Genomic DNA, 24492 nt, shown 5'->3' with positions numbered 1-24492 from the left:
CCGGCCGTGCGTTTTGTGCAGTGCTGCATGGCATCAAGCGCAATCCCCACCTATGATGGGCGGATACCCGAATTCATCTGGCGCCGTCCCCGTTGCTGCGGGACCGGCGCCCGCCGTGCTTGCCCCGCATGGCCCTGCCGGACGTTTCCTCCATGACCGCCGCTGTTGCCCCCTCCACCCGCCGCATGGCCCTGCTGCTTGCCGGCCTGGCCATGTTCGGCCCGTTCTCGATCGACACCATCTTCCCGGCGTTCCCGCAGCTGGCCCAGCGCCTGGCGGTGGACGAGGTGGCGGTGCAGCAGACCATCAGCGTGTACCTGCTGTTCTACGGCCTGATGAGCCTGGCGCACGGTCCGCTGTCCGATGCCTGGGGCCGCAAGCGGGTGATCCTGGGCGGCCTGGTGGTGTTCGTCGGCGCCTCGGTCGGCTGTGCGCTGTCCACCGACCTGAGCACGCTGCTGGCGTTCCGCGCGCTGCAGGGCCTGTCGGCAGGTGTCGGCATGATCGTCGGCCGCGCGGTGATCCGCGACCTGTACCACGGCCACGATGCCCAGCGGCTGATGAGCCAGGTGTCGATGCTGTTCGGCATCGCCCCGGCCATCGCACCGATCATCGGTGGCTGGATCCTGCTCAGTGGCGCAGGTTGGCCGCTGATCTTCTGGTTCCTGGTGGTGTTCGCACTGGTCCTGCTGGCGGCCACCGCGCGCTTCCTGCCGGAAACCCATCCGGTCGAGGCGCGGGTGCCGCTGTCGCCGCGCGTGCTGCTGCGTGACTACGTGCGCATCGGCTTCAACCCGCGCTTCCTGCGCCTGGCGCTGGCCGGCAGCATCGGTTTCGGCGGCATCTTCCTGTACATCTCCTCGGCGCCGGTGTTCGTGATGCAGCACCTGCACCTGGGCGAGGGCGGTTTCGCGTGGTTGTTCATCCCCACCATCGGCGGCATGACCACCGGCTCGTTCCTGTCCGGGCGCATGGCCGGGCACACCACGCCCACACGCCAGGTCGCCATCGGTTTCAGCCTGTGCGCGCTGTCGGCGCTGCTGAATGTCGGCTACGTGGCGCTGTCGCCGCAGTTCGTGCTGCCGTGGGCGGTGCTGCCGATCTTCCTGGGCGGCATGGGCATGTCGCTGATCTTCCCCATCCTGGCCCTGGCGGTGCTGGACATGTACCCGCACCAGCGTGGCCTGGCGTCGTCGCTGCAGGCCTTCGTGCAGCTGATGATCAGCACGGTGGTGGCGGGCGTGGTGTCGCCGCTGCTCAGTGCCAGCCCGCTGCACCTGGCGCTGGGGCAGGCCGCGTTCTTCGCTGCCGGCTTCGTGTTCTGGTACTGGGAACACCAGCGTGAACGCGCGGCGCAGGCAGCCTGCACGGACCATTGAGCAGCGCGCAGGGGTAGGGCGGGCCGCGATGCCCGAAAGGCTTGCGGCGAGGAATGACCGGACTAGGCTGGGGACTCCAGCCAGCCGGTGCGTGGATGCACGACAGCCAGCCGATCCGATGTCGTTGCATGAGGTTCCCATGGCTGCGCAGCAGACCTACCGCCTGTTCGAGGTGGCGCTGAAAGAGCGCCGCGTTCTTTCCCCTTCCCTGGACCGCATGGTGTTCACCGGTGCCGACGTGGCGCGGATGAAGACCGAAGGCCCGGACCAGCGCATCAAGGTGTTCTTCCCCTTGCCCGGCCAGGACGTGCCGCAGGTGCCCAGCGGCGAGGACTGGTATCCGCGCTACCGGGCGCTGCCGGACGATCAGCGCCCGCCCATGCGCACCTACACCATCCGCCAGCTGCGTGCCGAGCAGGGCGAGGTCGACGTTGATTTCGTACTGCATGGCGAGACGGGGCCGGCCTCGCGCTGGGCCATCCACGCGCGGCCGGGCGACCGCGTAGTGCTGCTGGCCCCCGATGCCGACTGTGCCGACAGCAGCGAAGGCTGGGAATGGAAACCGCCGGCGGGTGTCGGCCAGGTGCTGCTGGTGGCGGATGAAACCGCGCTGCCGGCAGTGGCTGGCATCCTCGAGGAACTGGCCGCGCTGGCCGATCCGCCACGCACGCTGGCGCTGCTGGAAGTGGCGCAGGCCGGCGACGCGGTGCCGCTGAAGGCGCCGTCCACGGCCGAGCTGGTCTGGTTGCCGCGTGGTCAGGCGGCCCACGGCCAGCCGCTGCTGCAGGCGGTCCAGGCGCGGCTGGCAGCGGTCTCGGCGGTGTCTGTCGGTGACGAACTGGAGGAGATCGATGTCGACGCGCAGATCCTCTGGGAACAGGCGGATGCCAGCGTGGCCGGGCCGCTGTATGCCTGGGTGGCAGGCGAGGCGGGAGCGGTGATGGCGATCCGTCGCCATCTGGTCCGCGATTGCGGGCTGGACCGCCGCGCGATCACCTTCATGGGCTACTGGCGGCACGGCAAAGTGCTGGACTGAGGGGCGTGAAGCGGCGTGGTGGGCGGGGTGCGCTATCCTTGCGCCCCCCTTTCGCAGCGGTACCGCACCATGTCCACCAGCTCCAAGACCCGCCGCGACCAGCGCCGTCGCCAGGAAAAGCAGGCCGCCAACAAGGCCGCTGCCCAAGCCTCGCCGGTGGAGCCGCATGCGGAACTGCGCGATGCACAGCGCACCCTGCTGGCCGGTGTCGTGCGCCGCGACGGCGAATGGGTGCTGGGCATGGATGGACGCATTGCCGGCCATAGCGAGAGCGCTGCGCAGGTGCTGGCGCTGATCATGCAGGCCGGTGAGCTGCACGAACGCAATGGCACGCCAGTACGTCTGATGTACTCCGACGCACTGCGCGATGCCGCACAGGCCGAAGCCAAGGAGAAGGGCCAGACCTTCGAGGAGTTCAAGGCCGAGCTGGCCGCGGCGATGGCGGCGAAGAAGAACAGCTGATCGCACGCATGCTGTAGAGCCGAGCCATGCTCGGCTTGCCATGCAGCACGCTTGAAAAACAGCCGAGCATGGCTCGGCTCTACAACATGGAAAGGGGCGGATCCTTGCGGACCCGCCCTTTTCCTCATTTCGCCGCCGGGGCCGCGTTGGCCTGCCAGCCGCACATCTGGCCTTCGTTCTGCTGCTTCAGCCACTCGTTGACCGGGGTGAAGTACTCGATCATCGGGCCGGCATCGAGCTTGTCGGTACCGGTCAGCTCCTTCAGCGTGGCCTGCCACGGCTGGCTGGCACCCTTGCTCAGCATTGCCCAGTACTTCTGGCCGGCTTCCTTGTTGCCGTAGAAGGTGCACTCATGCAGCGGGCCCTTGTAGCCCGACGCGTCGCACAGGCCCTTGTAGAACTGGAACTGCAGGATGCGCGCCAGGAAGTAGCGGGTGTAGGGGGTGTTGCCGGGCACGTGGTACTTCGCGCCCGGGTCGAAGTACTCCTCGCCACGGGTGCTGGCCGGGGCCACGCCCTGGTACTTGGCCTTCAGGTCCCACCACGCCTTGTTGTAGTTGTCGGCAGTGATGGAACCGTCGAACACGCCCCAGCGCCAACGGTCAATCATCAGGCCGAACGGCAGGAACGACACACCGGACAGCGCCATGCGCATCTGGTTGTTGATGACCGCCTCGCGGCTCTCGGTCGGCGCGTCGACCAGGCCGATCGAGCTGAGGTACTTGGGCGTCATCGCCAGCACGATGGTGTCGCCGATCGCTTCATGGAAGCCATCATTGGCACCGCCCTGGAACAGCGGCGGCAGCGGGTTGTAGGCCAGGTCGTAATAGATGTGGCCCAGCTCGTGGTAGATGGTGGTGAAGTTCTCTTCGTTCGGCTTGATGCACATCTTGGTGCGCACATCGCCTTCCATGTTCATGTCCCAGGCGCTGGCGTGGCAGACCACGTCGCGGTCATCGGGCTTGATGAACTGGGTTTTTTCCCAGTATGACTGCGGCAGCGACGGCATGCCCAGCGACACGTAGAAGTCCTGCGCGCGCTCGGTCATCTGCTTGGCGGTACGCAGTTCGGCCTCGCGCTGCGCCTTGTACTGCGCGGTGACGTTGGCGTCCTTGCCGGCCTTGGCCAGCGCCGCGCTCAGGTTGGTCTGGTACTGCTTTTCCAGCGCCGCGGTGATGTCCAGGCTACCGGCGCCCGGGTACGGTTCCAGCTGGTCCCACAGGTTCGACCAGTCCTGCTGCCACATGTTGCCCAGCAGGTGCGCGGCGATCAGGCCGTTGCCCACTTCGGCCTTGTCCTTGCCGTAGGTCTTGTCCAGCTTGCCGCGTGCGTAGCAGTGCAGCTGCTCGTACATCGGCTTGACCTGCTCCCACAGGCGGTCGGTTTCCGGGCCGATCTGCTCCGGCGGCATGTCGTAGCCGCTGCGCCACATCTGGCCGGCATCGGTGAAGCCCATACCCTTGGCGCCTTCGTTCACCAGGCCGACGAATTTCTGGTAGTCGCCGCGCATGCTCTTGGTGGTGCTGTGCCAGCCCTGCCACGCATCGAGCTGCTTGTCGTAGTCGCGGCTGCGTGCCAGCACCTGCTCCAGCTCGCCAAGCTGGCGGCAGGAGTTCGGATCATTGGCATCGGTGCAGTACTTGCCGGCACCGTAACTGCCTTCCATGCGGGTGGCGATCTGGGTCAGCTCGGCCAGCTTGGCCGGGTCGCGCGGCGCCGGCATCGAGGACATCAGCTTCAGCAGGTGGATGGCGCGCTTGCTGTCTTCGCTCATCGGCTTGCCATCGAACTTGGCGGCCTGCTCGATCCAGCTGTTGAGCTGGGTCAGCGAGCGCTCGTTGGCCTTGGCCGCGATGCGTTCGGAATCGCTGTTGATGTAGGTGGAGGACAGCCACTGCGCCGAGGTCATCTCCGGGTAGGCGGCCTTGAATTCGGCATTGATGCGGGCCACGAACTGGTCGGCGGTTTCGCCGGCCGGAGCGCTGCTGCTGGCGGTATCAGTGCCTGGGGTGGGTTCCTTCTTGCAGGCGGCCAGGGCCAGCGTGGCGGCGGCGATTGCCGAGGCCAGCAGGAGATGACGGTGTTTCACGGGCGGTCCTTGGGTGGTGAACGACGGCCGAAGGCTAGTGGGCAGGCGCTGCCACCGCAAGTGGCGGAAGTCGGCCGGGCGGCGCCCGGCACCCGCAGAGGCCTTCAAGCAACGGCAAAGGCCGAAGCAACAGCAACACTGCCCCACCTCCGACAGATTCCGTGTGCTGTGGGTAGGTGTCGACCTTGGTCGACACATCTGTCAGGTATCGACAAACAAGAATGGTGTCGGATCGGTTTTCCTTCGATAAACGTATCCGACCCCACGGTCGTCCCAACAGGCCGCGGAAAACTGTCGAAGGCGGGTTGGGTCCGCTGACGGGGGCATGAACCGCATGGATGCGTCAACCGAGCCTGCAGGGACGTGCTTGCGGCGTACCCTGCGCAGCCCACCCACCCGGACAGCTCCATGAATTTCGCCTTCCGACCGCCGCGAGGAGCTCAGCCTTTGGCCGGCTTCCAGCACCAGTGCCACGGTTCGTAGACGATGCCGTGCGGGTTGTCGCGCGGATAGCTCAGCTGGAAGCCATGACCGCCCGCGTGCGACCGCAGCCACGCGAATGCGGCGGTCACTTCGAACGATTCCTCGGCCGGCGCATCGCCCGGTGTTCCGATGTCCAGCGCGTAGCCGCTGTGATGTTCACTGAAGCCCGGCGCCGCATTGACCTTCAGGATCTCCGCCACGCTCAGGCCGCGCGCGCGCTTCCGTTCGAAAATGCCCAGTTGGTAGGCGTGGCTGCGGAAGCCGGAGATGGCATCCAGTGCGATGCCATCCTGCGCTGCGTGCAGGCGCATGCGTCGCCAGCCCTGTGCGGCGTCGCGGCGCAGCCAAAGGGGGCGAGCGAAACGATCACGGCCGGCGAAGTGCAGCAGGCAGGGTTCGGGTTCGAGCGGCAGGCCACTGTCGTCGGCGTAACGCTGCGGGTCCAGGCCGAGCTGCTGCAGGCGCTGCTGCAGCCCGGCCAGTGGCAGCCATTGATCTTCCAGTGACGTGGCGAACGGCCGCGCATTGCGTGCATCCAGTAGCGCCAGAGCGTCCTCGACACCGGGCTCGCGCGGGAGGCGCGGTACCAGCGAATGCACGCCACGCGCCAGCACTGCCGCCAGGTAACGGCCATCACGCTTGCGCCGCAGCACCCATTGCGCCTGTGCCAGCAGGCGTGCATCGGCATTGCTGCGTGCGCGCAGCAGATCGGCGGGCCACAGCTCGATGGCTTCGGTATTGATCAGCAGGGGCGGGCGTCGTTGCATCGCCCCAGCTTACTGCTGTGGTGCTGGTGCGGCCACCTTGCGCAGTGCCTCCAGCAGCGCCTGTGGCCGGTCCAGGCTGAGCAGCAGCGCGCTGCCATCGCGTACCGGCAGCACCAGGACGCGGCTGCGGTCGGTGACCAGGGCAAAGCCCTTGCCGCCGCCCAGCAGGCGGAAGTGGCCTGAATGGAAGCCGGGCATCGAATAACCGTTGGTCTTGAAGCGGATGCCATAGCGCCGGTCGCGGCCGAGGTCGACCACCTCGGCCTGGTCCAGGCGCAGCTGCGCCACCGGCTCCCGTCGCCGGTACATCGTTGAACGCACGTCCAGCATGTCGCCATCGAACTCAACCCGGCGCCTGAAGAAGGCCAGGCCCAGCCCGATGCCGAGCGCGGCGATCACCGCCAGGCTCCATGCCGCGCTGCCGCCCATGCGGAACCACGGCGGCGACAGGGTCACCTCCATCCACGGTGCGTCGGCCCGGGTGGTGTGCAGCTGCGCGTAGACGCTGATGGCGAAGGCCAGCAGCAGGGGCAGCACCACCCAGAGCACGCGGAACGGCGAGCTCTCCGCCACATCGAAGCGATTCGGATCGCTGCCGCTCATCGCTGCGCCTTGATCCAGGTGGCCACGTCATCGATCAGCGTCGCATCGACATGGCCCGGTTGTGCATATTCCTGCAGCGAGCTGGGACCGCTGCCGGCAATGCCGATGTGGTTGAGTGCCGGATACGCGCGCCATTGCACATCGCTGCGGCCGGCCAGTGCCTTCTGCCAGAGCGCCCAGTCGGCATCGGGTAGCTGGAAATCGCGGCCGCCGTGCAGCATCAGCAGTGGCTTGTGCAGGGCCTGTGCATCGGCCCGTGCGTTGACCGCCTCCACGCTCTTCCAGAACGACTGCGGAACGCCTAGTGGCAGTTCGCTCGCTGGCGCGGGTGCATCACTGCGCGCCGCCGCGATCTGCGCGTCAAGACGGTCGAGGAAGGCCTGTTCCGGCGCGCTGATGCTGCCATCCAGTGCCATCAGGTAGCGGTTCTGTTCCGGCAACAGTTCCAGCAGCGTGCGTGCGGGCGCAGCCCACAGGATTGCGCCGCGTGCCTGTGGCCAGCGAGTGGCGATGCGCGGGGCGAGCATGCCGCCCTGGCTGTGCCCCATCACGAACACGCGCTTGCGGTCGATGTGCGGGGCCGCAGCCAGGCTGGCCAGCGCGGCCTCGGCATCCAGCGTGGTTTCGTCATCGACGGTGAAGTGGTCGTTGGCGAAATCCTGCGGGCGGGCGAGGGTGCGCTTGTCATAGCGCAGCACGGCGATGCCCTGGGCGGCCAGGCCGCGGGCAACATCCAGGAACGGGCGACTGCCACCGATCGTCTCATCGCGGTCCTGCGGACCCGAACCATGCACCAGCACCACCGCCGGGAAGGGGCCTTTTCCCTTCGGTAGTGCCAGGGTGCCGGGCAGGGCGCCGCGCGCCTGCGGCATGCTGAAGTCCACTTCGCTGTAGGTGGCATCGGCCGGCGGCGGTGGTGCCTTGTCGGCCGCAGCGGGCCGCAGCATCAGGCCGGCCACCTTGTCCTGTGCATCCACCGCTACCTGCGCATTGACGCGGCCGCTGGCGAACTTCAGTGGTACCACCACCAGCGTCATGTCCTGTCGTGTATTCACCTGGATGGCGCCGCGATCCTGCAGTGTGCCCAATGAGTTCCACAAGGCGCCCAGTTTCTCGGCGGGCACGGCCTGGGCCATCTGCGGCGTGAACATCGCTTCCGCTTCGGCTACGCGCCCGGCCTGCAGGTGATCGAGCAGGCGGTTGGCGATCTGCTGCGGTTCGGCGGCGATCGCCGGGCAGCTCAGCAGGGCCAGTGACAGCATGAGCAATCTGCGATGGCGCGACATGGCTACTGTTCCTTCTTGAAGACCAGCATGGCCGGGCGCATCGGCGCCGGAATGATGATGTTGACCAGTTCCCAGCCCAGCTGGCCCTGGCGGGTCAGTTCACTCTGGATGTCCTCGGCCTTCAGGACGCCCATCATCGTGGTCTTCACTTCGATCGTCTGGTAACTCCAGCGCGTGCTCATTCCTTGTCCTCCGGCGATGGCGTGGGTTTTGGCAGGCGTCCTGCCTTGCGCAGTGCGTCGCGCAGCACGTATTCAATCTGCGCGTTGAGGCTGCGCAGCTCGTCGTCAGCCCAGCGCTGTGCCGCGGCCAGGACCTCGGCGTTGATGCGCAGCGGATAGGCCTTCTTCTCACTCATGAAAACTCCTGGCGGGTCGGTGGGGCGCCCGTTGCGAGGGTGGTTCAGTACAGCGAACCGGCGTTGACGATCGGTTGGGTGCCGCGGTCCGAGCACAGCACGGTCAGCAGGTTGCTGACCATGTGCGCCTTGCGTTCCTCGTCCAGTTCAACCACGCCGTTCTTCTGCAGTTCGGCCAGGGCCATTTCGACCATGCCGACGGCACCAGCCACGATGCGCGTGCGTGCAGCGATCACCGCGTTGGCCTGCTGGCGCTGCAGCATGGCCTGGGCGATCTCGGCGGCGTAGGCAAGGTGGCTGATGCGCGCGTCGATCACCTGCACGCCGGCATCGGCCAAGCGTTCGGCCAGCTCGTTCTTCAGGTGCTGGGAGATCTCGCTGGCATGGCTGCGCAGTGCCAGCTGGCCGTCCTCGTGCTGGTCGTAGGGATAGCTGGTCGCCATCGCACGCAGCGCGGATTCGGACTGGATGTGTACGAAGCTCTCGTAGTCGTCCACGTTGTAGACCGCTTCGGAGGCGTCGACCACCTGCCAGACGATCACGGCGGCGATCTCGATCGGGCTGCCGTCCAGCTCGTTGACCTTCAGCTTGCCGCTCTCGAAGTTGCGCACGCGCTGGCTGACCCGGCGCTTGGCGTAGAAGGGGTTGTTCCAGCGCAGGCCGTTGTCCTTGACGGTACCGACGTACTTGCCGAACAGGCTCAGCACTGCCGCCTGGTTGGGCTGGATGGTGTACAGGCCGGCCAGGATGAAGACTGCGGCAGCGACCACCAGCACGCCGGCCAGCATCAGCAGCAGGTTGGGCGAGCCGGTGCTGGCCTTGGCCGCCACCCCCAGCACGAACAGCGCGCCGCCGGCCAGCGCGGCCAGCAGGGATCCGGCCAGGGTGCCGAGGCCGTTGAGGGAGGCAAGCGACTTCTCTTTCATGGCGGTACGTCCTTGAGGGTTCGGAATTAAGATATCAAAGTGATATCACTTGTCGACTACCGTCCGTCGGATGCCATGGTCCGGGTGCCCGGCCAGCTAGAATGCCCACCCGCCTTCACATCGCTGCTGGAACCGCCATGGCCAAGCTTGGAACTCCGTTGTCCCCCTCCGCCACCCGCGTGCTGCTGCTGGGCTCGGGCGAACTCGGCAAGGAGGTGGCCATCGAGCTGCAGCGGCTGGGCGTGGAAGTGATCGCGGCCGACCGCTACGCCGATGCGCCGGCCATGCAGGTTGCGCACCGCGCGCACGTGATCGACATGCTGGACGCGATGGCGCTGCGCGCGCTGATCGCCCAGGAACAGCCGCACCTGGTAGTGCCGGAGATCGAGGCCATCCACACCGAGACCCTGGTGCAGCTGGAGCAGGAGCAGGGCCTGCGGGTGATCCCGACCGCGCGCGCCGCGCGCCTGACCATGGACCGCGAAGGCATCCGCCGCCTGGCCGCCGAGACCCTGGGCCTGCCGACCTCGCCGTACCGCTTCGTCGATACCGAGGCCGAGTACCGCGCCGCGGTGGCCGCCATTGGCCTGCCGTGCGTGGTCAAGCCGGTGATGTCGTCCTCGGGCAAGGGCCAGAGTACCCTGCGCAGCGAGGCGGACATCGCCCCGGCCTGGGACTACGCGCAGACCGGTGGCCGTGCCGGTGCTGGCCGCTGCATCGTCGAAGGTTTCATCGATTTCGATTACGAGATCACCCTGCTGACCGTGCGCCACGCTGGCGGGACGTCGTTCTGCGCACCGATCGGCCACCTGCAGAAGGACGGTGACTACCGCGAAAGCTGGCAGCCGCAGCCGATGTCCAGCGCGGCACTGGCGCGCGCGGAAGAGATCTCGCGCGCGATCACCGACGACCTCGGTGGCTGGGGCCTGTTCGGTGTCGAGCTGTTCGTGAAGGGCGACGAAGTGTGGTTCAGCGAAGTGTCGCCGCGCCCGCACGATACCGGTCTGGTGACCCTGGTATCGCAGGAGCTGAGTGAGTTCGCGCTGCATGCGCGCGCCATCCTCGGCCTGCCGATCCCGGTGATCCGCCAGAGCGGCCCGTCGGCCTCGTGCGCGCTGCTGGCGCACGGTGAGGGCGTGCCGTACTTCAACAACGTCGCAGCTGCGCTGCAGGTGCCGGATACCGCGGTGCGCCTGTTCGGCAAGCCGAGCGTGCATGGTCATCGCCGCGTGGGCGTGACCCTGGCGCGCGCCGAGACCATCGACGAAGCGCGAGCCATCGCGCGTGATGCCGCCGACGCCATCGGCGTCGAACTGCGTCCATAAAGCGGTAGCGCCGGGCCACGCCCGGCGGCTTTCCCTGCGCTGAGCGATTCTTCTGTAGAGCCGAGCCCACGCTCGGCTGCTTTTCAATCCGCGCCGCGCGCGGGAGCCGAGCGTGGGCTCGGCTCTACAGCGCAATCTGCCTTACGGCTTCACATCCACCCACACCAGGTGGTGGTCGCTGCCGTCGGCGATCTTCGCCTCCGGGCTTTCATTGGCCGGCCAGAAGATGCCGCTGCCCACATACTCGAAACCGGTCGAGGGCAGCACGTAATCCAGGCGCATGGTGCCGGACTTCGGGCCGAAATCGCCGGTGGCGTGGAACGGCGCGCCCTTGCGCTCGATGCCCTTGGCCGCATAAGCCAGGCTGGTCTGCTCGCCGCCGACGCTGCGCGGGGTGGGGTAGCGCAGCACGCGGGCGTTCTCGATCAGCTCGACGATCGCCTCATGGCGGCCATCGCCATCGACCGGGTCGTTGTTGAGGTCGCCGAGGATCACGAAGCGCGCGTCCTGCGCCAGGCCACCGCATTGGCCCTTGTCGTCGCACAGCCACGGCTTGTCACCGCTGGACAGGTACTCCTGCCACAGGCGCAGTTCGTCGTGGTTGCGCGCAGCGTTGCGCTTTTCCGGGCCGTCGAACACCGGCGGGGTCGGGTGTGATACCAGCGCATGCACCACGCCGGCCGGGGTCTTCACCGGCACGTCCCAATGCGACTTCGAGGACAGGCGGAGCTGCGACCACACGTGGTCGTTGTAGAAGCTCTGGCCGGTACGTGGATCGACCGGGCGGATTGCGCCGGGCATCGCGCTCCACTTCAGCAGCTGGAAGCTGCGCACCTTGGCTTCATCGATCGGGTAGCGCGACAGCACCAGCATGCCGTACTGGCCCGGGTGCAGGCCGTATCCCCAGGCGTCATTGCCGCGGCTGCGGCCTTCGCCGCCGACCACGCCGTTGTTGTCCAGGTCCAGGCCGCTCGGCACGCCGGTGTTGACCGGGGCCAGGTAGCGGTAGGCGAAGTGCAGTGGCTTGCCGCCGCCGGGCTGGGCCACTTCCAGGTAGCGTTTCTGGAACAGCTCGGCGGCGCGGTGGGCGTCGTCGAAATCGAACTCGTTCAGCAGCACCAGGTCCGGGCGCACCTGCTGCAGTACCGCGGCGATCTTGCGCGCGTGTTCGCTGTCGCCTTCCAGCTCCTTGATCAGGCCGCCGGCGTCGTCGGAGTACAGCGAAGTGTTGTAGGTGGCCAGGCGCAGCGCAGTGGACGGCTTTTCGGTCATCGCGGGGGACGTGGCGAAGGCGGGGGCGGTGGCGCCGCAGAGCAGGGCCAGGGCGAAGATCAGGGGTTTGGCGTTCATCCCCCTATTCTGCACCCGGCCCGGTGTCAGCGGTTTGTCAGCGCCCGTCCAGTTCGTTGTCGAAATCGTGCCAGCGGCGGCCGTCGTACGCCTCCAGCGGATGGAAGCGGCGCTTGTAGTCCATCTTCTGGTGGCCGCGGATCCAGTAGCCCAGGTACACGTGCGGCAGCCCCTCGCGGCGGGCCCACTCGATCTGCTGCAGGATCGCGAAGGTGCCCAGCCCGCGCGCGGCGTGGTCCGGGTCGAAGAAGGTATAGACCGCCGACAGGCCATGCTCGGTGACGTCGGTCACTGCCACCCCCAGCAGCTGGCTGGGCTGGCCGTCGCGGCCGGGCAGGCGCATCTCCATGAAGCGGGTGTGTGACCAGCTGCCGATCAGGAACTGCTCGAACTCGTGCGGCCCGTGGTCGTCCATGCCGCCATTGGCGTGGCGGTGGGTGAGGTAGCGGTGGTACAGCGCGAACAGATCGTCACGGGCGGTGGCGGCGGTGATCCGCACCTCCAGGTCGTCATTGCGGGCGGCACAGCGGCGCTGGCTGCGGTCCGGGGCGAAGCGGGCCACCGGGATGCGCACCGCCACGCAGGCCTGGCAATGCGCACAATGCGGCCGGTAGACCAGGTCGCCGCTGCGGCGGAAGCCCCAGCTCAGTGCCAGCGGATACAGCCCGCCCAGGCGGCGATCGTGCGGGTCCAGCACCAGGTCGCGCGCCACCCGGTCCGACCAGTACCCGCAGGGGTGCTCGCCGGTCTGGAAAAGCCGCAGTTCGTCGTCTCTGTCGCCGTGTATCGCCATGGGCACAGCATAGCCCCAGCCCGTCGCAGTGGCGGCGACTGTCCGCCGGATGAATGGAACCGGCCGCGGCGTCAACCGATGTCGCGCCCGGGCGTTGTTGTCTCCCGAGGGTGAAGTGATCACCCCCGACGCAATTCCCATTCCCAGGAGTGACCCCATGATCCGTACCCCCCTGTTGCTGGCCCTGCTGCTTGCCACCTCCGCTTCCGGCATCGCGCTGGCGGCCGATACCCCGGCCGCGCCGACACAGCGCCTGGCCAAGCTGGACACCAACGGCGACGGCGTCATCGATCGCAGCGAGGCCGCTGTCAACCCGCGTCTGGCCGCGAAGTTCGACCAGCTGGACAAGAACAAGGATGGCAAGCTTTCGCGCGATGAACTGCCGCGCTGGCAGCATGGTCGCCGTGGCCACGGCGGCGAGCGCTGGGCCAAGCTGGACGTCAACAAGGACGGGCGCATCAGCCGCGAGGAAGCCAAGGCCGATCCGCGCCTGACCGCGCGCTTCGACCAGCTCGACCTCAACAAGGACGGCTACCTCGACAAGGCCGACCGCGAGCTGCGCATGAAGCAGCGCCGTGATGCCTGGTTCGCTGCCGCCGACACCAACAAGGACGGCCAGTTGAGCAAGGCCGAGTTCGACGCAGCCAAGGGCCCGATGCACGGCGGCCCGCGTCATGGCGGTCCGCGCGATGGCAGCGTGCCGAAGCCGCAGCCGCAGCGCTGAGTTTCAACGCGATGATCCACGACAACGCCGGCGCACTGCCGGCGTTGTTCGTTACAGGTTTCCGCTGCGCATCAGCGAATACACCACCAGGGCGATCACGAACACGTTCGCGCCGATGATGCCGGTGCGGCCATACAGGGATTCGAATTTCCAGTTGGTTCCACTGCGGCCGCGCCTCGCTGAATCACGTGCGATCATCGGTGCCATCAGGCGCTGCAGCGGCACCAGGCACTGGTAGTTGACCACGGCCAGACCCAGTGCCAACAGCAGCAACTGGCTCCACATCGGCACCTGCAACAACGTCGCCACCAGCATTACCAGGCACCAGGCCAGGCCGGTGCCGGTGTTGATACGCACAAAGCGTCGCACCTGCGTACGTTCGTCTTCGGTCCCGGTGTACGACATCAGGAAGCGCGCACCGAGGTAGCTGCCGATCGCACCGCCGATGACGGCACCGGCGATCGCCCCCCAGTTTTCGGCCGGGATCACGTGCAGCTGGCCCAGCGTAGCGGTCAGCGTGCCCATTGCGGTCCCGCCGGCAGCGCTGGCGCCGCCCAGGCCGAGCTTGCTGCCACCGATGCCGACACCAGTGCTGAGCAGGATCGCAGCACTGGCCGTACCCGGCGCTGCGACCAGCACCATCGACACCACGGCGGTGGCGAACGCGGCGCTCGGTGCACTGCTGCGGGCGAACTCGCCGAAGCGCTGCAACAGGCCGTCACGCACCAGGGCGCGGGCGCGTGACAGGCGCTTGCGCACCGCCGCGTCGCTGAGCCCGAGCAGGTCGGCCACCTGCTGCGAGCGCTGGCCCTCGCGGTAGTACAGCAGCAGTACTTCGCGGCTGTCGGCGGGCAGGGCGGAGATGATGTCCTCGGCGGCGATCTCTTCTTCCACACGCTGCAACCGGTCGGCTGTGCTCGGCGACGGATCGGCGGCCATCCCCAGCGCCACTTCGGCCGCCTCGCCGGAGAGGGGCCGGCCACGTTGCGCACGCAACCAGTCACGGGCCAGGTTGCGGGTGATCTGCCGCAGCCACGGCAGGAAGCTGGTCGAGCTGCGCAGCTGGTGCAGCTGCTGCCAGCCCTTCACGAAGGCTTCCTGAGCGATGTCCTCGCTGGCCTGGCGGTCGCGGGTGATGGCCAGCGCGATGGCAGTGACCGTGTTCTGGCAGGCCAGAACGATTCGGCCATAGGCGTGCTGGCAACCGCTGGCGGCGGCCGGCAGTTCGCGTTCCAGGGTCTGGTCGATCGATGCGGCGAACGTCGTCATGGCGGCGGCACTCCTGCTGGGATTGTGTCCCAAGACGGAGCTGCGCGCCCAATGTGACCGCAGATGCTGATGCATCTGCGGTCCGCGCATTCCACTTCATCGCCGCGCCGTTGGCGCACCCCCTTGAACAACAAGGGGGCTCCAATCCTGACGGGTTACGGTGAAATCGCCGCCCCGCTGCCAGGTCGCTGTGCTCGCCGGGCATGGCCCGGCGCTACCGCCCCTTACTTGGACGGCTGGATGCGGACCCGCACTTCTTCCTCTTCCGGCGCGGCCTCCGGGGCCGGTTGCGCCTGCTGAGGCTGGGCCTGCGGGGCAGGGGCCGGTGCCGCAGGCGCCGGGGCGCCGCGGTGGCGCAGGCCGATCACCAGTGCCACGCCGGCGATCACCACCAGCAGCGCGATGCGGATGCGCCAGGCCCAGCTGCGGCCGCCGCTGCCCGCTTCAGGCGCGTCGCGGAAGGCGAACTCGGCCGTGGGGTGGTCGCGGCGGGTGGTGTCGAGCAGGCGCGCCTCGCGCAGGATTTCGCGCGCGCGCGGCTGATCGTCGGCGCGCACGATCCACACCGCCGGATAGGCATTGGCGTTGCCGAGGTCGGTGTAGCTGAACTGGCCGCGGCGGCGGGTCTTGTACGAGCGCCCGTTGGTCACCTTGACCTCGATGCCGTGCTCGCGCAGGAGCTCGGCCACGCCCTCGACGGTTTCCACGCGCTGGCTGCTGAAGATCTGGCGCATGGGTTTACTCCTTGGCCGGCACGGCGGCGGCCGCAGCCTGGTCGGGAACGACGCGGATCAGGCCTTCCTGCGCGGTGCTGGCCACCAGCACGCCGTTGCGGGTGAAAAACTGGCCGCGGGCCAGGCCGCGCGAATCCTGCGCGCTGGGGCTGTCCAGCGAGTACAGCAGCCAGTCGTCGGCGCGGAACGGGCGATGGAACCAGATGGCGTGGTCGAGCGAGGCCATCTGCACGTGCGGGTGGTAGTAGCTGATGCCGTGCGGGAAGGTCGCCGTGCCCAGCAGGTGGAAATCGGAGGCATAGGCCAGCAGCGCCTGGTGCAGCTCCGGTGCATCGCCAACCGGTTCGCTCAGGCGCAGCCACACCTGGTGGTAGGGCGGGCGCTTGGGCGGGTTCAGTTCGTCACGCGGGTAGACGTGGCGGAACTCGAACGGACCGCCACGCGACAGCCAGCGCTGCACCTTGATAGGCAGCCGTTCCAGCACTTCAGCCGGCAGCGGCCGGTTCGGTTCGATGTCTTCCGGCTGCGGCACTTCAGGCATCTTGTGCTGGTGCTCGGCGCCGGTTTCGGCCTGCTGGAACGAGGCCGCGCAGAAGAAGATCACCTTGCCGTGCTGGATCGCGGTGACCCGGCGCACCGAGAAGCTGCCGCCATCGCGGGTGCGGTCCACGTCGTAGACGATCGGGTGGTCGATGTTGCCGGCGCGCAGGAAATAGGCGTGCAGCGAATGCACGTGGCGGCCGTTGTCGACCGTGGCCTGCGCGGCGGCCAGCGCCTGGCCCAGCACCTGCCCGCCGAACACGTACTTGGTGCCGATGTCGCGGCTCTGCCCGCGGAACAGGTTGTCCTCCAGCCGCTCCAGCGTGAGCAGGTCGATCAGCTCGGAGACGACGGGTTCGGGCGTGTCGTTCAAGGGGGCGGCCAAAGCAGTGAAAGAGGGCCTGATTATACCGGTCAGGGGTCAGATCCCTTTCGCTTCGCGAACGGGATCTGACCCCGATGCCGCGCGCTGGCCGATCATCGGTAGTGCCGGCCGCTGGCCACCAGCCTCATGATCCTCTTGGGGCGCCTGCGGTTGCCGGCCAGCGGCCGGCACTACATTTACTTGCCCAGGCGCGCCACCAGGGCCTGCAGCGCGTTCTGTGCATCCGGGGCGAACCAGGCCTCGACGAAGCGGTCCAGCTGGATCAGGTCCGGGTGCAGCGCTTCGTGCAGGTCGGCGCGGGCGATGGCGCGGGTCAGCAGCATCGGCTGGCGCGGCTGCTTGATCAGGTTCTGCAGCCAGGCGATGGCGCGCGCCACCACCAGGTCGCCTTCGGCCAGTTCATCAACCAGGCCGATCTGCAGCGCCTGTTCGGCCGGCACCAGCGAGCCGGTGGTCAGCAGCACGCCGGCACGGTGCACCCCCACCGCACGGCGCAACAGGCGCTGGATGCCCTCCGGTGCGATCAGGCCGACCTGGACTTCGTTCAGGCCGATGGCATACGGCCGCGACGGATCGGCGCTGCGCGCCATCACCCGGTAGTCGCAGCACAGGGCCAGCACGCAGCCGCCGGCCGGGGCGTGGCCGGTGATCGCCGCGACCACCGGGATGCGGCTTTCGGCCAGCGTGCGCACGGCGCCAAAGAAGGCGTTCCAGGTGTCCTGCAGCTTGTGCTTGTCATCGCCATGCGAGAGCAGGTGCGGCACGTCCATGCCGCCGGTGAAGATGCGCTCGCTGCCCGACAGCACGATGCCGTGCGCGTCTTCGGCCATGGCCAGCTCGATGGCATGGATCAACTGCCGGCACAGTTCGGTGTCCAGTGCGTTGACCGGCGGCCGCGCCAGGCGCAGTTCGCGGATGGGGCCATGGTTGATCACCTCGATGAGCGTCGTCATGCTGCGGTCTCGTTGCGAAGAAGGAACCTGGGCGATGATAACCAAACCATTCGTTGGCGTACTGTTGGTTCTGTGTGCGGCCGCAGCATCGGCCTCGGCCGCGGAATCTGGCTGCGTCACGGTGGAGCAGGGCTGGGCGCGGTTGCCACCGAATCCGGCGATGCCGATGACCGCCGGCTACGGCGTGATCCACAACGGCTGCAGCAAGGCGGTGGTGATCACTGGCGCGGCCAGCAGTGGCTTCGGAGATGTGTCGCTGCACGAGACCACGATCGTCGACGGGGTCAGCCGGATGCGGGCCATTGAACGCCTGCCATTGGCACCGGGCGCGCGTGCCGAGCTCAAGCCCGGTGGCCTGCACCTGATGCTGATGCAGGGCAAGGGCGCGTTGAAGGAAGGGCAGGCGCTGCCGCTGCGGCTGCAGCTGGAAGGGGGGAGCGAAGCGAGCGCAACGTTGACCGTGCGCAAGGCCACGCCGTAGCGGGATGGTAGTGCCGGCCGCTGGCCGGCAACTCGGGTATGCCGGCCAGCGGCCGGCACTACCAAACAGGCTTACGACCAGTCGTACGAGAACAGCACCGTGCGGCTGATCGGCTCGTAGAGCATCACGATCGCGTCGGCACCGGTGGCGCACCAGTTGTAGCCGGCTACGTCGGCCACGGCGAAGAATTTGTTGCCATTGCGGGTGATGATCACCGTTTCGGCATCGTCCGGTGCGTCGGGGTCATCGGCCGCCTCGGTGAAGCCAAGCTCGAAGGCGGCAGGAATCTCTGCAGTCTCTGTCCAGTTGCCGAAACCGATCGGGCCACCCAGCGTATCCAGGTAGTCACGCTCGCTGGGCTCGCCCTTGCCGAAGCGCGAGTAGCAGGCCAGGCGGCCATGGGCGGCATGGTAGTCACGCGCCTTGGCATAGCTTTCGCGCATCTGTGCGATGTGTTCGCGCGTGTACTTGTCATCCACCTGGTCGCCGATGAAATAGCCCTCGTTGCCGAGGAAACGCATCTCGTTGTCGGCAGTCAGTTCGAAGGCGATCCAGTTGGTGCCGGTGAAATCGTTGTGGTGCGCTTCGGTGGTCTCACCGATGCAGCCGTCATACGGCTCGATCGGGCACAGCATCGTTGCCACCTGGCCGGCCAGTTCCGGGCGCAGCACACCCAGGTCGATCTTCAGTAGCGGCAGCAGGTGCTGGCCGAGCCACGCCTGGTCAGCGGGGAAGACGTCGGTGGGGAAAGGGACCATGCCGGGCAGCAGGTCGCGCAGTTCAGTCTGGTGGATCATGTCAGTCCTTTGAATTGGATCGGGAGTGCCGGCCGCTGGCCGGCATCCGTGATACATCTGGAGGTTGCCGGCCAGCGGCCGGCACTCCCCGATGCGCGTCAGGTCGACGCGCTGCGGATCGCCTCCGGCAGCGGCGCACTCCTGCCGGTCTGCGTATCCATCCAGACCACCACCACGTTGCCGTCCGAATACAGCTTCGAATCGTCCTGCTGGTCGACGATGCGGTGGCCGATGGTCACGCTGCTGTTGCCCAGGCGCTCGACGAACAGTTCGACCAGGATGTCGTTGGGCCACACGATCGGCAGCCTGTAATTGACGTTGGTCGCGGCCACCACCGGTGCGATGCGGTCGGTCATCGATACGCCGTCCACGCCCAGCATCCAGCGCACGCGCGCTTCTTCCAGGTAGGAAATGTACTTGGCGTTGTTGACGTGGCCCATGCTGTCCATGTCGCGCCAGCGCACGCTGATCGGGATGCGGGCCAGGATCTTGTGTTCGCTGCTCATCAGGCGTCCTTCTTCTTCGTCGTGCTCTTGCTGGCCTTGCCGGTGCTCTTGGCGGCCACCGCCTTCTTCGCCACCTTGGCCGGCTTCTCAGGTTTCACCTTGCGCGGCGGCCGGGCATCGGGCTTGTTGGCCACCGCGGCCGGCTGTTCCGGGCGCGCGCTGGTGGAGGGCAGCATGCGGGCCAGGAACTGGCCGGTGTACGACTGCGGGCAGGCCGCCACGTCTTCCGGCGTGCCGGTGACCAGGATGGTGCCACCGCGATGGCCGCCTTCCGGGCCCAGGTCGACGATCCAGTCGGCGGTCTTGATCACGTCGAGGTTGTGCTCGATCACCACCACCGTGTTGCCCTCGTCGCGCAGCTTGTGCAGCACGCCCAGCAGCGCTTCGATGTCGTGGAAGTGCAGGCCGGTGGTCGGCTCGTCGAGGATGTACAGGGTACGGCCGGTATCGCGGCGCGACAGCTCCTTGGACAGTTTCACGCGCTGCGCTTCACCACCGGACAGCGTGGTCGCGCTCTGGCCCAGCTTGATGTAGCTCAGGCCCACGTCCACCAGCGTTTCCAGCTTGCGGGCGATTGACGGCACCGGCTCGAACAGCTTCAGCGCATCCTCGACGGTCATTTCCAGCACGTCGTTGATGTTGAAGCCCTTGTACAGGATCTCCAGCGTCTCGCGGTTGTAGCGCTTGCCGTGGCAGACATCGCACGGCACGTACACGTCCGGCAGGAAGTGCATCTCGACCTTGATCAGGCCATCGCCCTGGCAGGCCTCGCAGCGGCCACCACGCACGTTGAAGCTGAAACGGCCCGGCGAATAACCACGCGCACGCGCTTCGGGCACCTGGGCGAACAGCTCGCGCAGCGGGGTGAACAGGCCGGTGTAGGTGGCCGGGTTCGAGCGCGGGGTGCGGCCGATCGGCGACTGGTCGATGTCCACCACCTTGTCGAACAGGTCCAGGCCATCGATCTCCTTGTACGGGGCGATCGGGTGCGAGGAACCATTGATCTCGTTGGCGGCCAGCGAGAACAGGGTGTCGTTGATCAGGGTCGACTTGCCCGATCCGGACACGCCGGTCACGCAGGTCAGCAGGCCCGACGGAATCGCCAGGTCCACGCCCTTCAGGTTGTTGCCGCTGGCCCCGCGCAGGTGCAGGGTCATCTTCGGGTTCGGCTTGTGCCGGCGCGCCGGAATCTCGATCGTGCGCTTGCCCGACAGGTACTGGCCGGTCAGTGAACGTGGTGCCTCCAGGATATCCTGCAGGGTGCCCTGGCCGACGATCTCGCCGCCATGCACGCCCGCGCCCGGGCCGATGTCCAGCACATAGTCGGCCAGGCGGATCGCATCCTCGTCATGCTCGACCACGATCACCGTGTTGCCCAGGTCACGCAGGCGGGTGAGGGTGCCGAGCAGGCGTTCGTTGTCGCGCTGGTGCAGGCCGATGGACGGCTCGTCGAGCACGTACATCACGCCGACCAGACCGGCGCCGATCTGGCTGGCCAGGCGGATGCGCTGTGCCTCGCCACCGGACAGGGTGTCGGCCTTGCGTTCCAGGGTCAGGTAATCCAGGCCCACATCGACCAGGAAGCCGAGGCGTTCGCCGATTTCCTTGACGATCTTCGAGGCGATCTCGCCACGCCAGCCCGGCAGGCTCAGCTCGCTGAAGAACTTCAGCGCCTCGTCGATCGGCAGCACCACCAGGTCCGGCAGCGGGCGGTCGGCCACGAACACGTTGCGTGCCGCCTTGTTGAGGCGGGCGCCATGGCATTCCGGGCACGGCTGTTCGCTGATGTACTTGGACAGCTCTTCGCGCACCGCCGGCGATTCGGTTTCCTTGTAGCGGCGCTCGAGGTTGGGAATGATGCCTTCGAAGCGGTGCTTGCGCTGGGTGCGGCCACCGGCTTCGGTGAAGTAGGTGAAGGTGATCGCTTCATCGCCACTGCCGTAGAGCACGGCCTGCTGCACGTTCTCCGGCAGCGAGTTCCACGCCGCGTCGACGTCGAACCTGTAGTGCTTGGCCAGCGAGGCGATCAGCTGGAAGTAGTAGGCATTGCGGCGGTCCCAGCCGCGCACCGCACCGGCGGCCAGCGACAGCTCGGGGTGCACCACCACGCGCGAAGGATCGAAGAATTCGGCCATGCCCAGGCCATCGCAGCCGGGACAGGCGCCCATCGGTGCGTTGAACGAGAACAGGCGCGGTTCCAGCTCCGGCAGCGAGTAGTCGCAGACCGGGCAGGAATACTTGGAGGAGAACAGGGTCGGCGCGGCATCGGCGGTGTCCAGGCTCTGCACCGAGGCCATGCCGTCGCCCAGTTTCAGCGCGGTCTCGAAGCTCTCGGCCAGGCGCTGCTTGATGTCCTCGCGCGGGCGGAAGCGGTCGATCACCGCCTCGATGGTGTGCTTCTGGCGCAGCGCCAGCGGCGGCACCGCGTCGATTTCATGCAGCTCGCCGTCCACGCGCACGCGCACGAAGCCCTGCGCGCGCAGCTGGTCGAACACCTGCGCGTGCTCGCCCTTGCGGTCGCGGATGACCGGCGCCAGCAGCATGTAGCGCTGTTCCGGGTCCAGGGTCAGTACCTGGTCGACCATCTGGCTGACCGTCTGCGCTTCCAGCGGGTAGCCGTGGTCCGGGCAGCGCGGGGTGCCGACGCGGGCGTACAGCAGGCGCAGGTAGTCGTAGATTTCGGTGATCGTGCCCACCGTCGAACGCGGGTTGTGCGAGGTCGACTTCTGCTCGATCGAGATCGCCGGGGACAGGCCCTCGATGTGGTCCAGGTCCGGCTTTTCCATCACGCTCAGGAACTGGCGCGCATAGGCCGACAGCGACTCGACGTAGCGGCGCTGGCCTTCTGCATAGATGGTGTCGAACGCCAGCGAGGACTTGCCCGAACCGGACAGGCCGGTGATCACGATCAGCTTGTCGCGGGGCAGGTCGAGGTCGATGTTCTTGAGATTGTGCGTCCGCGCGCCGCGGATGCGGATGAAATCCATCGCCATGGGGAATCCGGTTGTGGGGGCGTTGGCTGGGTGCCGGGCCAGCAGGGAACGGCAATCGGTCAGCCTACCGAGGTGACCAGATGGGGGCAATGGGCGACAATGCCAGCCCGGTGTCTCACCTTGTGAGACGGGCCGACAGGCAGGGGTCAGGTCCCTTTTCACGTTGTGAAAAGGGACCTGACCCCGGTCCGGCTCGCGCGCCCGGTCCGTTCAGGGGTTGACTTGACCCGCGCCCGCTGATCTGCGTACAATCCCGCTCCTGTCCGCCCTCGACGGCGGCAGTCCATAGACCACAATAACTACAGAGGAAGTCTGGTCATGTACGCAGTACTGGTCACCGGCGGTAAGCAATACCGCGTGGCGCAGGGCGAAAAGCTCCGCGTCGAAAAGCTCGAAGTCGAAGTCGGCAGCGAGATCAAGTTTGACAACATCCTGATGCTGGGCGACAGCGATGGCGTGAAGCTGGGCGATGCGCTGAAGGGCGCTGCCGTCACCGCCAAGGTCCTGTCCCAGGGGCGTGCTGACAAGGTCCGGATCATCAAGTTCCGTCGCCGCAAGCACCACATGAAGCGTCAGGGTCACCGTCAGTACTACACCGAAATCGAGATCACCGGCATCGCCGGCTAAGCATCAGGAGAAGCAGTCATGGCACATAAAAAGGGCGTAGGCTCCTCGCGCAACGGTCGCGACTCCAACCCGAAGTACCTGGGCGTCAAGATCTTCGGCGGCCAGGCCATCGAAGCCGGCAACATCATCGTGCGTCAGCGCGGCACCCAGTTCCACCCGGGTTCGGGCGTTGGCCTGGGCCGTGACCACACCCTGTTCGCCCTCGTGGACGGCAAGGTGGAGTTCTCGGTCAAGGGCGCCAAGAAGCGTCGTACCGTCAGCATCGTCTCGGCCGACGCCTGATCCAGGCATCGCCGGCACCCATGCCCCGGCATGGCCGTGCTGGATGAAGAGCACGCTGCATGGAGAGCCCCGCTTCGGCGGGGCTTTTCGTTAGAGTGAACGCAAGACCGGCTGTGCCGGGTTGCCGGCCCGCGGCCGGCGTGACATTCAAGGCGACGGCAGGCAGGCCGCGCCCATCGCAGGCATCGAAACAATGAAACTGGTAGACGAAGCAGAAATCGAAGTGTTCGCCGGCAACGGCGGCAACGGCTGCATTGGCTTCCGTCGCGAGAAGTTCATTCCGCTCGGCGGCCCGGACGGCGGCGACGGCGGTGCGGGCGGCAGCGTGTACATCCGCGCCGACGAGAACCTGAACACCCTGGTCGACTTCCGCCATGACCGCATCTTCAAGGCGCAGCGCGGCGAGAACGGCATGGGTCGCCAGGCCTATGGCAAGGGCGGCGAAGACCTGACCATCACCGTGCCGGTCGGTACCGTGGTGATCAACGTCGCCACCGATGAAGTCATCGGCGATCTGACCCAGCACGGCGATCGCCTGCTGGTGGCCAAGGGTGGCCGCGGCGGCCTGGGCAACATGCACTTCAAGAGCTCGACCAACCGCTCGCCGCGCCAGGCGCTGCCGGGCGAGCCGGGCGAAGAGCGCACGCTGAAGCTGGAGTTGAAGCTGCTGGCCGACGTCGGTCTGCTGGGCTTCCCCAATGCCGGCAAGAGCACCCTGATCCGCGCCGTTTCGGCGGCGACCCCGAAGGTGGCCGATTATCCGTTCACCACGCTGTACCCGAACCTGGGTGTGGTGAAGGTGGAGAACTACCGCAGCTTCGTGATTGCCGATATTCCGGGCCTGATCGAAGGCGCGGCGGATGGAGCCGGCCTCGGTGCGCAGTTCCTGCGTCACCTGCAGCGCACCCGCCTGCTGCTGCACCTGGTGGACATCTCGCCGATGGAAGGTGGCGTGGAAGGCATTTCGCCGGTGGAGCAGGTGCGTGCGATCGAGCGCGAGCTGGAAAAGCATGATCCGGAGCTGCTGAACAAGCCGCGCTGGCTGGTGCTGAACAAGGCCGACCTGATGTTCGAGGACGAGGCCAAGGCCGCGGCCGAGCAGATCGTCGCCGAGCTGGGCTGGAAGGAGCCGTGGTTCCTGGTCTCCGCGCTGGGCCGCGAAGGCACCTTCCCGATCATGAGCCGGATCATGGCCTTCTTCGATCGCCAGAAGGAAGAAGAGCAGGAAGCCCGCGACGCCCAGTAATGGTGTTGTGGTTCCGCTCGAAAAACCCGGCTTCGGCCGGGTTTTTTGTTGGTTGCCGCTCTTCTGTAGGGCTGAGCCTATGCTCGGCCGCTGTTCGC

The 24492-nt window shown here is 67.1% G+C and carries 25 protein-coding genes; 9 read left to right on the top strand and 16 right to left on the bottom strand.

Going from position 1 to position 24492, the window contains the following annotated elements; all coding sequences use genetic code 11:
- Positions 1–152 precede the first annotated feature (152 nt).
- The 3 genes from ACZK0Z_RS17100 to ACZK0Z_RS17090 all read left to right on the top strand — a co-directional run bounded on the left by ACZK0Z_RS17100 (position 153) and on the right by ACZK0Z_RS17090 (position 2877).
- On the top strand, positions 153–1379 hold the full coding sequence (locus ACZK0Z_RS17100) for a multidrug effflux MFS transporter (protein WP_049429961.1): 1227 nt from the start codon (positions 153–155) through the stop codon (positions 1377–1379).
- A 139-nt stretch (positions 1380–1518) separates the two neighbouring features.
- The gene (locus ACZK0Z_RS17095) at positions 1519–2415 is read left to right on the top strand and encodes a siderophore-interacting protein (protein WP_197620197.1); all 897 of its coding nucleotides are present in this window, start codon (positions 1519–1521) and stop codon (positions 2413–2415) included.
- 69 nt (positions 2416–2484) lie between these two features.
- Positions 2485–2877, top strand: a complete 393-nt coding sequence (locus ACZK0Z_RS17090) for a hypothetical protein (protein WP_008265644.1) — start codon at positions 2485–2487, stop codon at positions 2875–2877.
- 124 nt (positions 2878–3001) lie between these two features.
- Here the strand turns inward: ACZK0Z_RS17090 and ACZK0Z_RS17085 are convergent, their stop codons facing one another.
- The 7 genes from ACZK0Z_RS17085 to ACZK0Z_RS17055 form a co-directional block, all read right to left on the bottom strand.
- Positions 3002–4966, bottom strand: a complete 1965-nt coding sequence (locus ACZK0Z_RS17085) for a M2 family metallopeptidase (RefSeq protein ID WP_197632912.1) — start codon at positions 4964–4966, stop codon at positions 3002–3004.
- A gap of 440 nt (positions 4967–5406) precedes the next feature.
- Positions 5407–6216, bottom strand: coding sequence for a M15 family metallopeptidase (locus ACZK0Z_RS17080; RefSeq protein ID WP_197632914.1), 810 nt, complete (start codon positions 6214–6216; stop codon positions 5407–5409).
- 9 nt (positions 6217–6225) lie between these two features.
- The gene (locus tag ACZK0Z_RS17075; protein ID WP_197632916.1) at positions 6226–6819 is read right to left on the bottom strand and encodes a PH domain-containing protein; all 594 of its coding nucleotides are present in this window, start codon (positions 6817–6819) and stop codon (positions 6226–6228) included.
- Positions 6816–8105: an alpha/beta hydrolase gene (locus tag ACZK0Z_RS17070; RefSeq protein ID WP_336339832.1), complete on the bottom strand. Its 1290-nt coding sequence runs from the start codon at positions 8103–8105 to the stop codon at positions 6816–6818. Before ACZK0Z_RS17070 ends, ACZK0Z_RS17075 begins: the two co-directional genes overlap by 4 nt.
- A 2-nt stretch (positions 8106–8107) precedes the next feature.
- Positions 8108–8287, bottom strand: a complete 180-nt coding sequence (locus ACZK0Z_RS17065) for a DUF4177 domain-containing protein (protein WP_106549423.1) — start codon at positions 8285–8287, stop codon at positions 8108–8110.
- Positions 8284–8463, bottom strand: a complete 180-nt coding sequence (locus tag ACZK0Z_RS17060; protein WP_005408543.1) for a type II toxin-antitoxin system antitoxin — start codon at positions 8461–8463, stop codon at positions 8284–8286. The genes ACZK0Z_RS17065 and ACZK0Z_RS17060 overlap by 4 nt, the downstream gene beginning before the upstream one ends.
- A 44-nt stretch (positions 8464–8507) precedes the next feature.
- A complete protein-coding gene (locus ACZK0Z_RS17055) occupies positions 8508–9389 on the bottom strand; it encodes an SPFH domain-containing protein (protein WP_019659308.1) in 882 nt (293 codons plus the stop codon).
- Between the two features lie 137 nt (positions 9390–9526).
- Between ACZK0Z_RS17055 and purT the strand changes: the two genes are divergently transcribed.
- Positions 9527–10714 (top strand): formate-dependent phosphoribosylglycinamide formyltransferase, encoded by a 1188-nt coding sequence (purT, locus tag ACZK0Z_RS17050; protein WP_197632917.1) that lies wholly within the window; start codon positions 9527–9529, stop codon positions 10712–10714.
- 141 nt (positions 10715–10855) lie between these two features.
- Here purT and ACZK0Z_RS17045 read toward each other — a convergent pair whose 3' ends face one another.
- Positions 10856–12064 (bottom strand): endonuclease/exonuclease/phosphatase family protein, encoded by a 1209-nt coding sequence (locus ACZK0Z_RS17045; RefSeq protein ID WP_049427817.1) that lies wholly within the window; start codon positions 12062–12064, stop codon positions 10856–10858.
- A 37-nt stretch (positions 12065–12101) separates the two neighbouring features.
- On the bottom strand, positions 12102–12857 hold the full coding sequence (locus ACZK0Z_RS17040) for an arginyltransferase (protein WP_049427815.1): 756 nt from the start codon (positions 12855–12857) through the stop codon (positions 12102–12104).
- A 157-nt stretch (positions 12858–13014) separates the two neighbouring features.
- On the opposite strand from ACZK0Z_RS17040, the gene ACZK0Z_RS17035 reads away from it, so the two are divergent.
- Positions 13015–13581: an EF-hand domain-containing protein gene (locus ACZK0Z_RS17035; RefSeq protein ID WP_049427813.1), complete on the top strand. Its 567-nt coding sequence runs from the start codon at positions 13015–13017 to the stop codon at positions 13579–13581.
- Positions 13582–13632: 51 nt separating this feature from the next.
- Here ACZK0Z_RS17035 and ACZK0Z_RS17030 read toward each other — a convergent pair whose 3' ends face one another.
- The 4 genes from ACZK0Z_RS17030 to ACZK0Z_RS17015 all read right to left on the bottom strand — a co-directional run bounded on the left by ACZK0Z_RS17030 (position 13633) and on the right by ACZK0Z_RS17015 (position 17462).
- Positions 13633–14850 (bottom strand): RNA polymerase sigma factor, encoded by a 1218-nt coding sequence (locus ACZK0Z_RS17030; protein ID WP_049427811.1) that lies wholly within the window; start codon positions 14848–14850, stop codon positions 13633–13635.
- A 224-nt stretch (positions 14851–15074) separates the two neighbouring features.
- Positions 15075–15584, bottom strand: a complete 510-nt coding sequence (locus ACZK0Z_RS17025; RefSeq protein ID WP_100443652.1) for a pathogenicity-like protein — start codon at positions 15582–15584, stop codon at positions 15075–15077.
- A gap of 4 nt (positions 15585–15588) precedes the next feature.
- The gene (gene tesB, locus ACZK0Z_RS17020) at positions 15589–16509 is read right to left on the bottom strand and encodes an acyl-CoA thioesterase II (protein WP_005408551.1); all 921 of its coding nucleotides are present in this window, start codon (positions 16507–16509) and stop codon (positions 15589–15591) included.
- Between the two features lie 176 nt (positions 16510–16685).
- Positions 16686–17462 (bottom strand): enoyl-CoA hydratase/isomerase family protein, encoded by a 777-nt coding sequence (locus ACZK0Z_RS17015; RefSeq protein WP_197620193.1) that lies wholly within the window; start codon positions 17460–17462, stop codon positions 16686–16688.
- 34 nt (positions 17463–17496) lie between these two features.
- Between ACZK0Z_RS17015 and ACZK0Z_RS17010 the strand changes: the two genes are divergently transcribed.
- Entirely contained in the window at positions 17497–17943 is a 447-nt protein-coding gene (locus tag ACZK0Z_RS17010; protein WP_049427658.1) for a copper chaperone PCu(A)C, read from the top strand.
- A 71-nt stretch (positions 17944–18014) separates the two neighbouring features.
- Here ACZK0Z_RS17010 and ACZK0Z_RS17005 read toward each other — a convergent pair whose 3' ends face one another.
- From ACZK0Z_RS17005 to uvrA, 3 genes are all read right to left on the bottom strand, one after another.
- Positions 18015–18740: a hypothetical protein gene (locus ACZK0Z_RS17005; RefSeq protein WP_049427656.1), complete on the bottom strand. Its 726-nt coding sequence runs from the start codon at positions 18738–18740 to the stop codon at positions 18015–18017.
- Positions 18741–18838: 98 nt separating this feature from the next.
- Complete coding sequence (locus tag ACZK0Z_RS17000) at positions 18839–19246, bottom strand: acyl-CoA thioesterase (protein WP_049427655.1); 408 nt, start codon at positions 19244–19246, stop codon at positions 18839–18841.
- Positions 19246–22239, bottom strand: coding sequence for an excinuclease ABC subunit UvrA (gene uvrA, locus ACZK0Z_RS16995; protein ID WP_197632103.1), 2994 nt, complete (start codon positions 22237–22239; stop codon positions 19246–19248). The genes ACZK0Z_RS17000 and uvrA overlap by 1 nt, the downstream gene beginning before the upstream one ends.
- Before the next feature lie 318 nt (positions 22240–22557).
- On the opposite strand from uvrA, the gene rplU reads away from it, so the two are divergent.
- The 3 genes from rplU to cgtA all read left to right on the top strand — a co-directional run bounded on the left by rplU (position 22558) and on the right by cgtA (position 24394).
- Positions 22558–22866, top strand: a complete 309-nt coding sequence (rplU, locus tag ACZK0Z_RS16990) for a 50S ribosomal protein L21 (RefSeq protein ID WP_006424709.1) — start codon at positions 22558–22560, stop codon at positions 22864–22866.
- Positions 22867–22884: 18 nt separating this feature from the next.
- Positions 22885–23148, top strand: a complete 264-nt coding sequence (gene rpmA, locus ACZK0Z_RS16985; protein WP_005415704.1) for a 50S ribosomal protein L27 — start codon at positions 22885–22887, stop codon at positions 23146–23148.
- Between the two features lie 193 nt (positions 23149–23341).
- On the top strand, positions 23342–24394 hold the full coding sequence (gene cgtA / locus ACZK0Z_RS16980) for an Obg family GTPase CgtA (protein ID WP_100443651.1): 1053 nt from the start codon (positions 23342–23344) through the stop codon (positions 24392–24394).
- Positions 24395–24492 lie beyond the last annotated feature (98 nt).

The organism is Stenotrophomonas sp. 116085_Sma (genome assembly GCF_056479585.1).
Note: the sequence above shows the minus strand (reverse complement) of the source record. Positions and strands in the feature narration are given on the sequence as shown.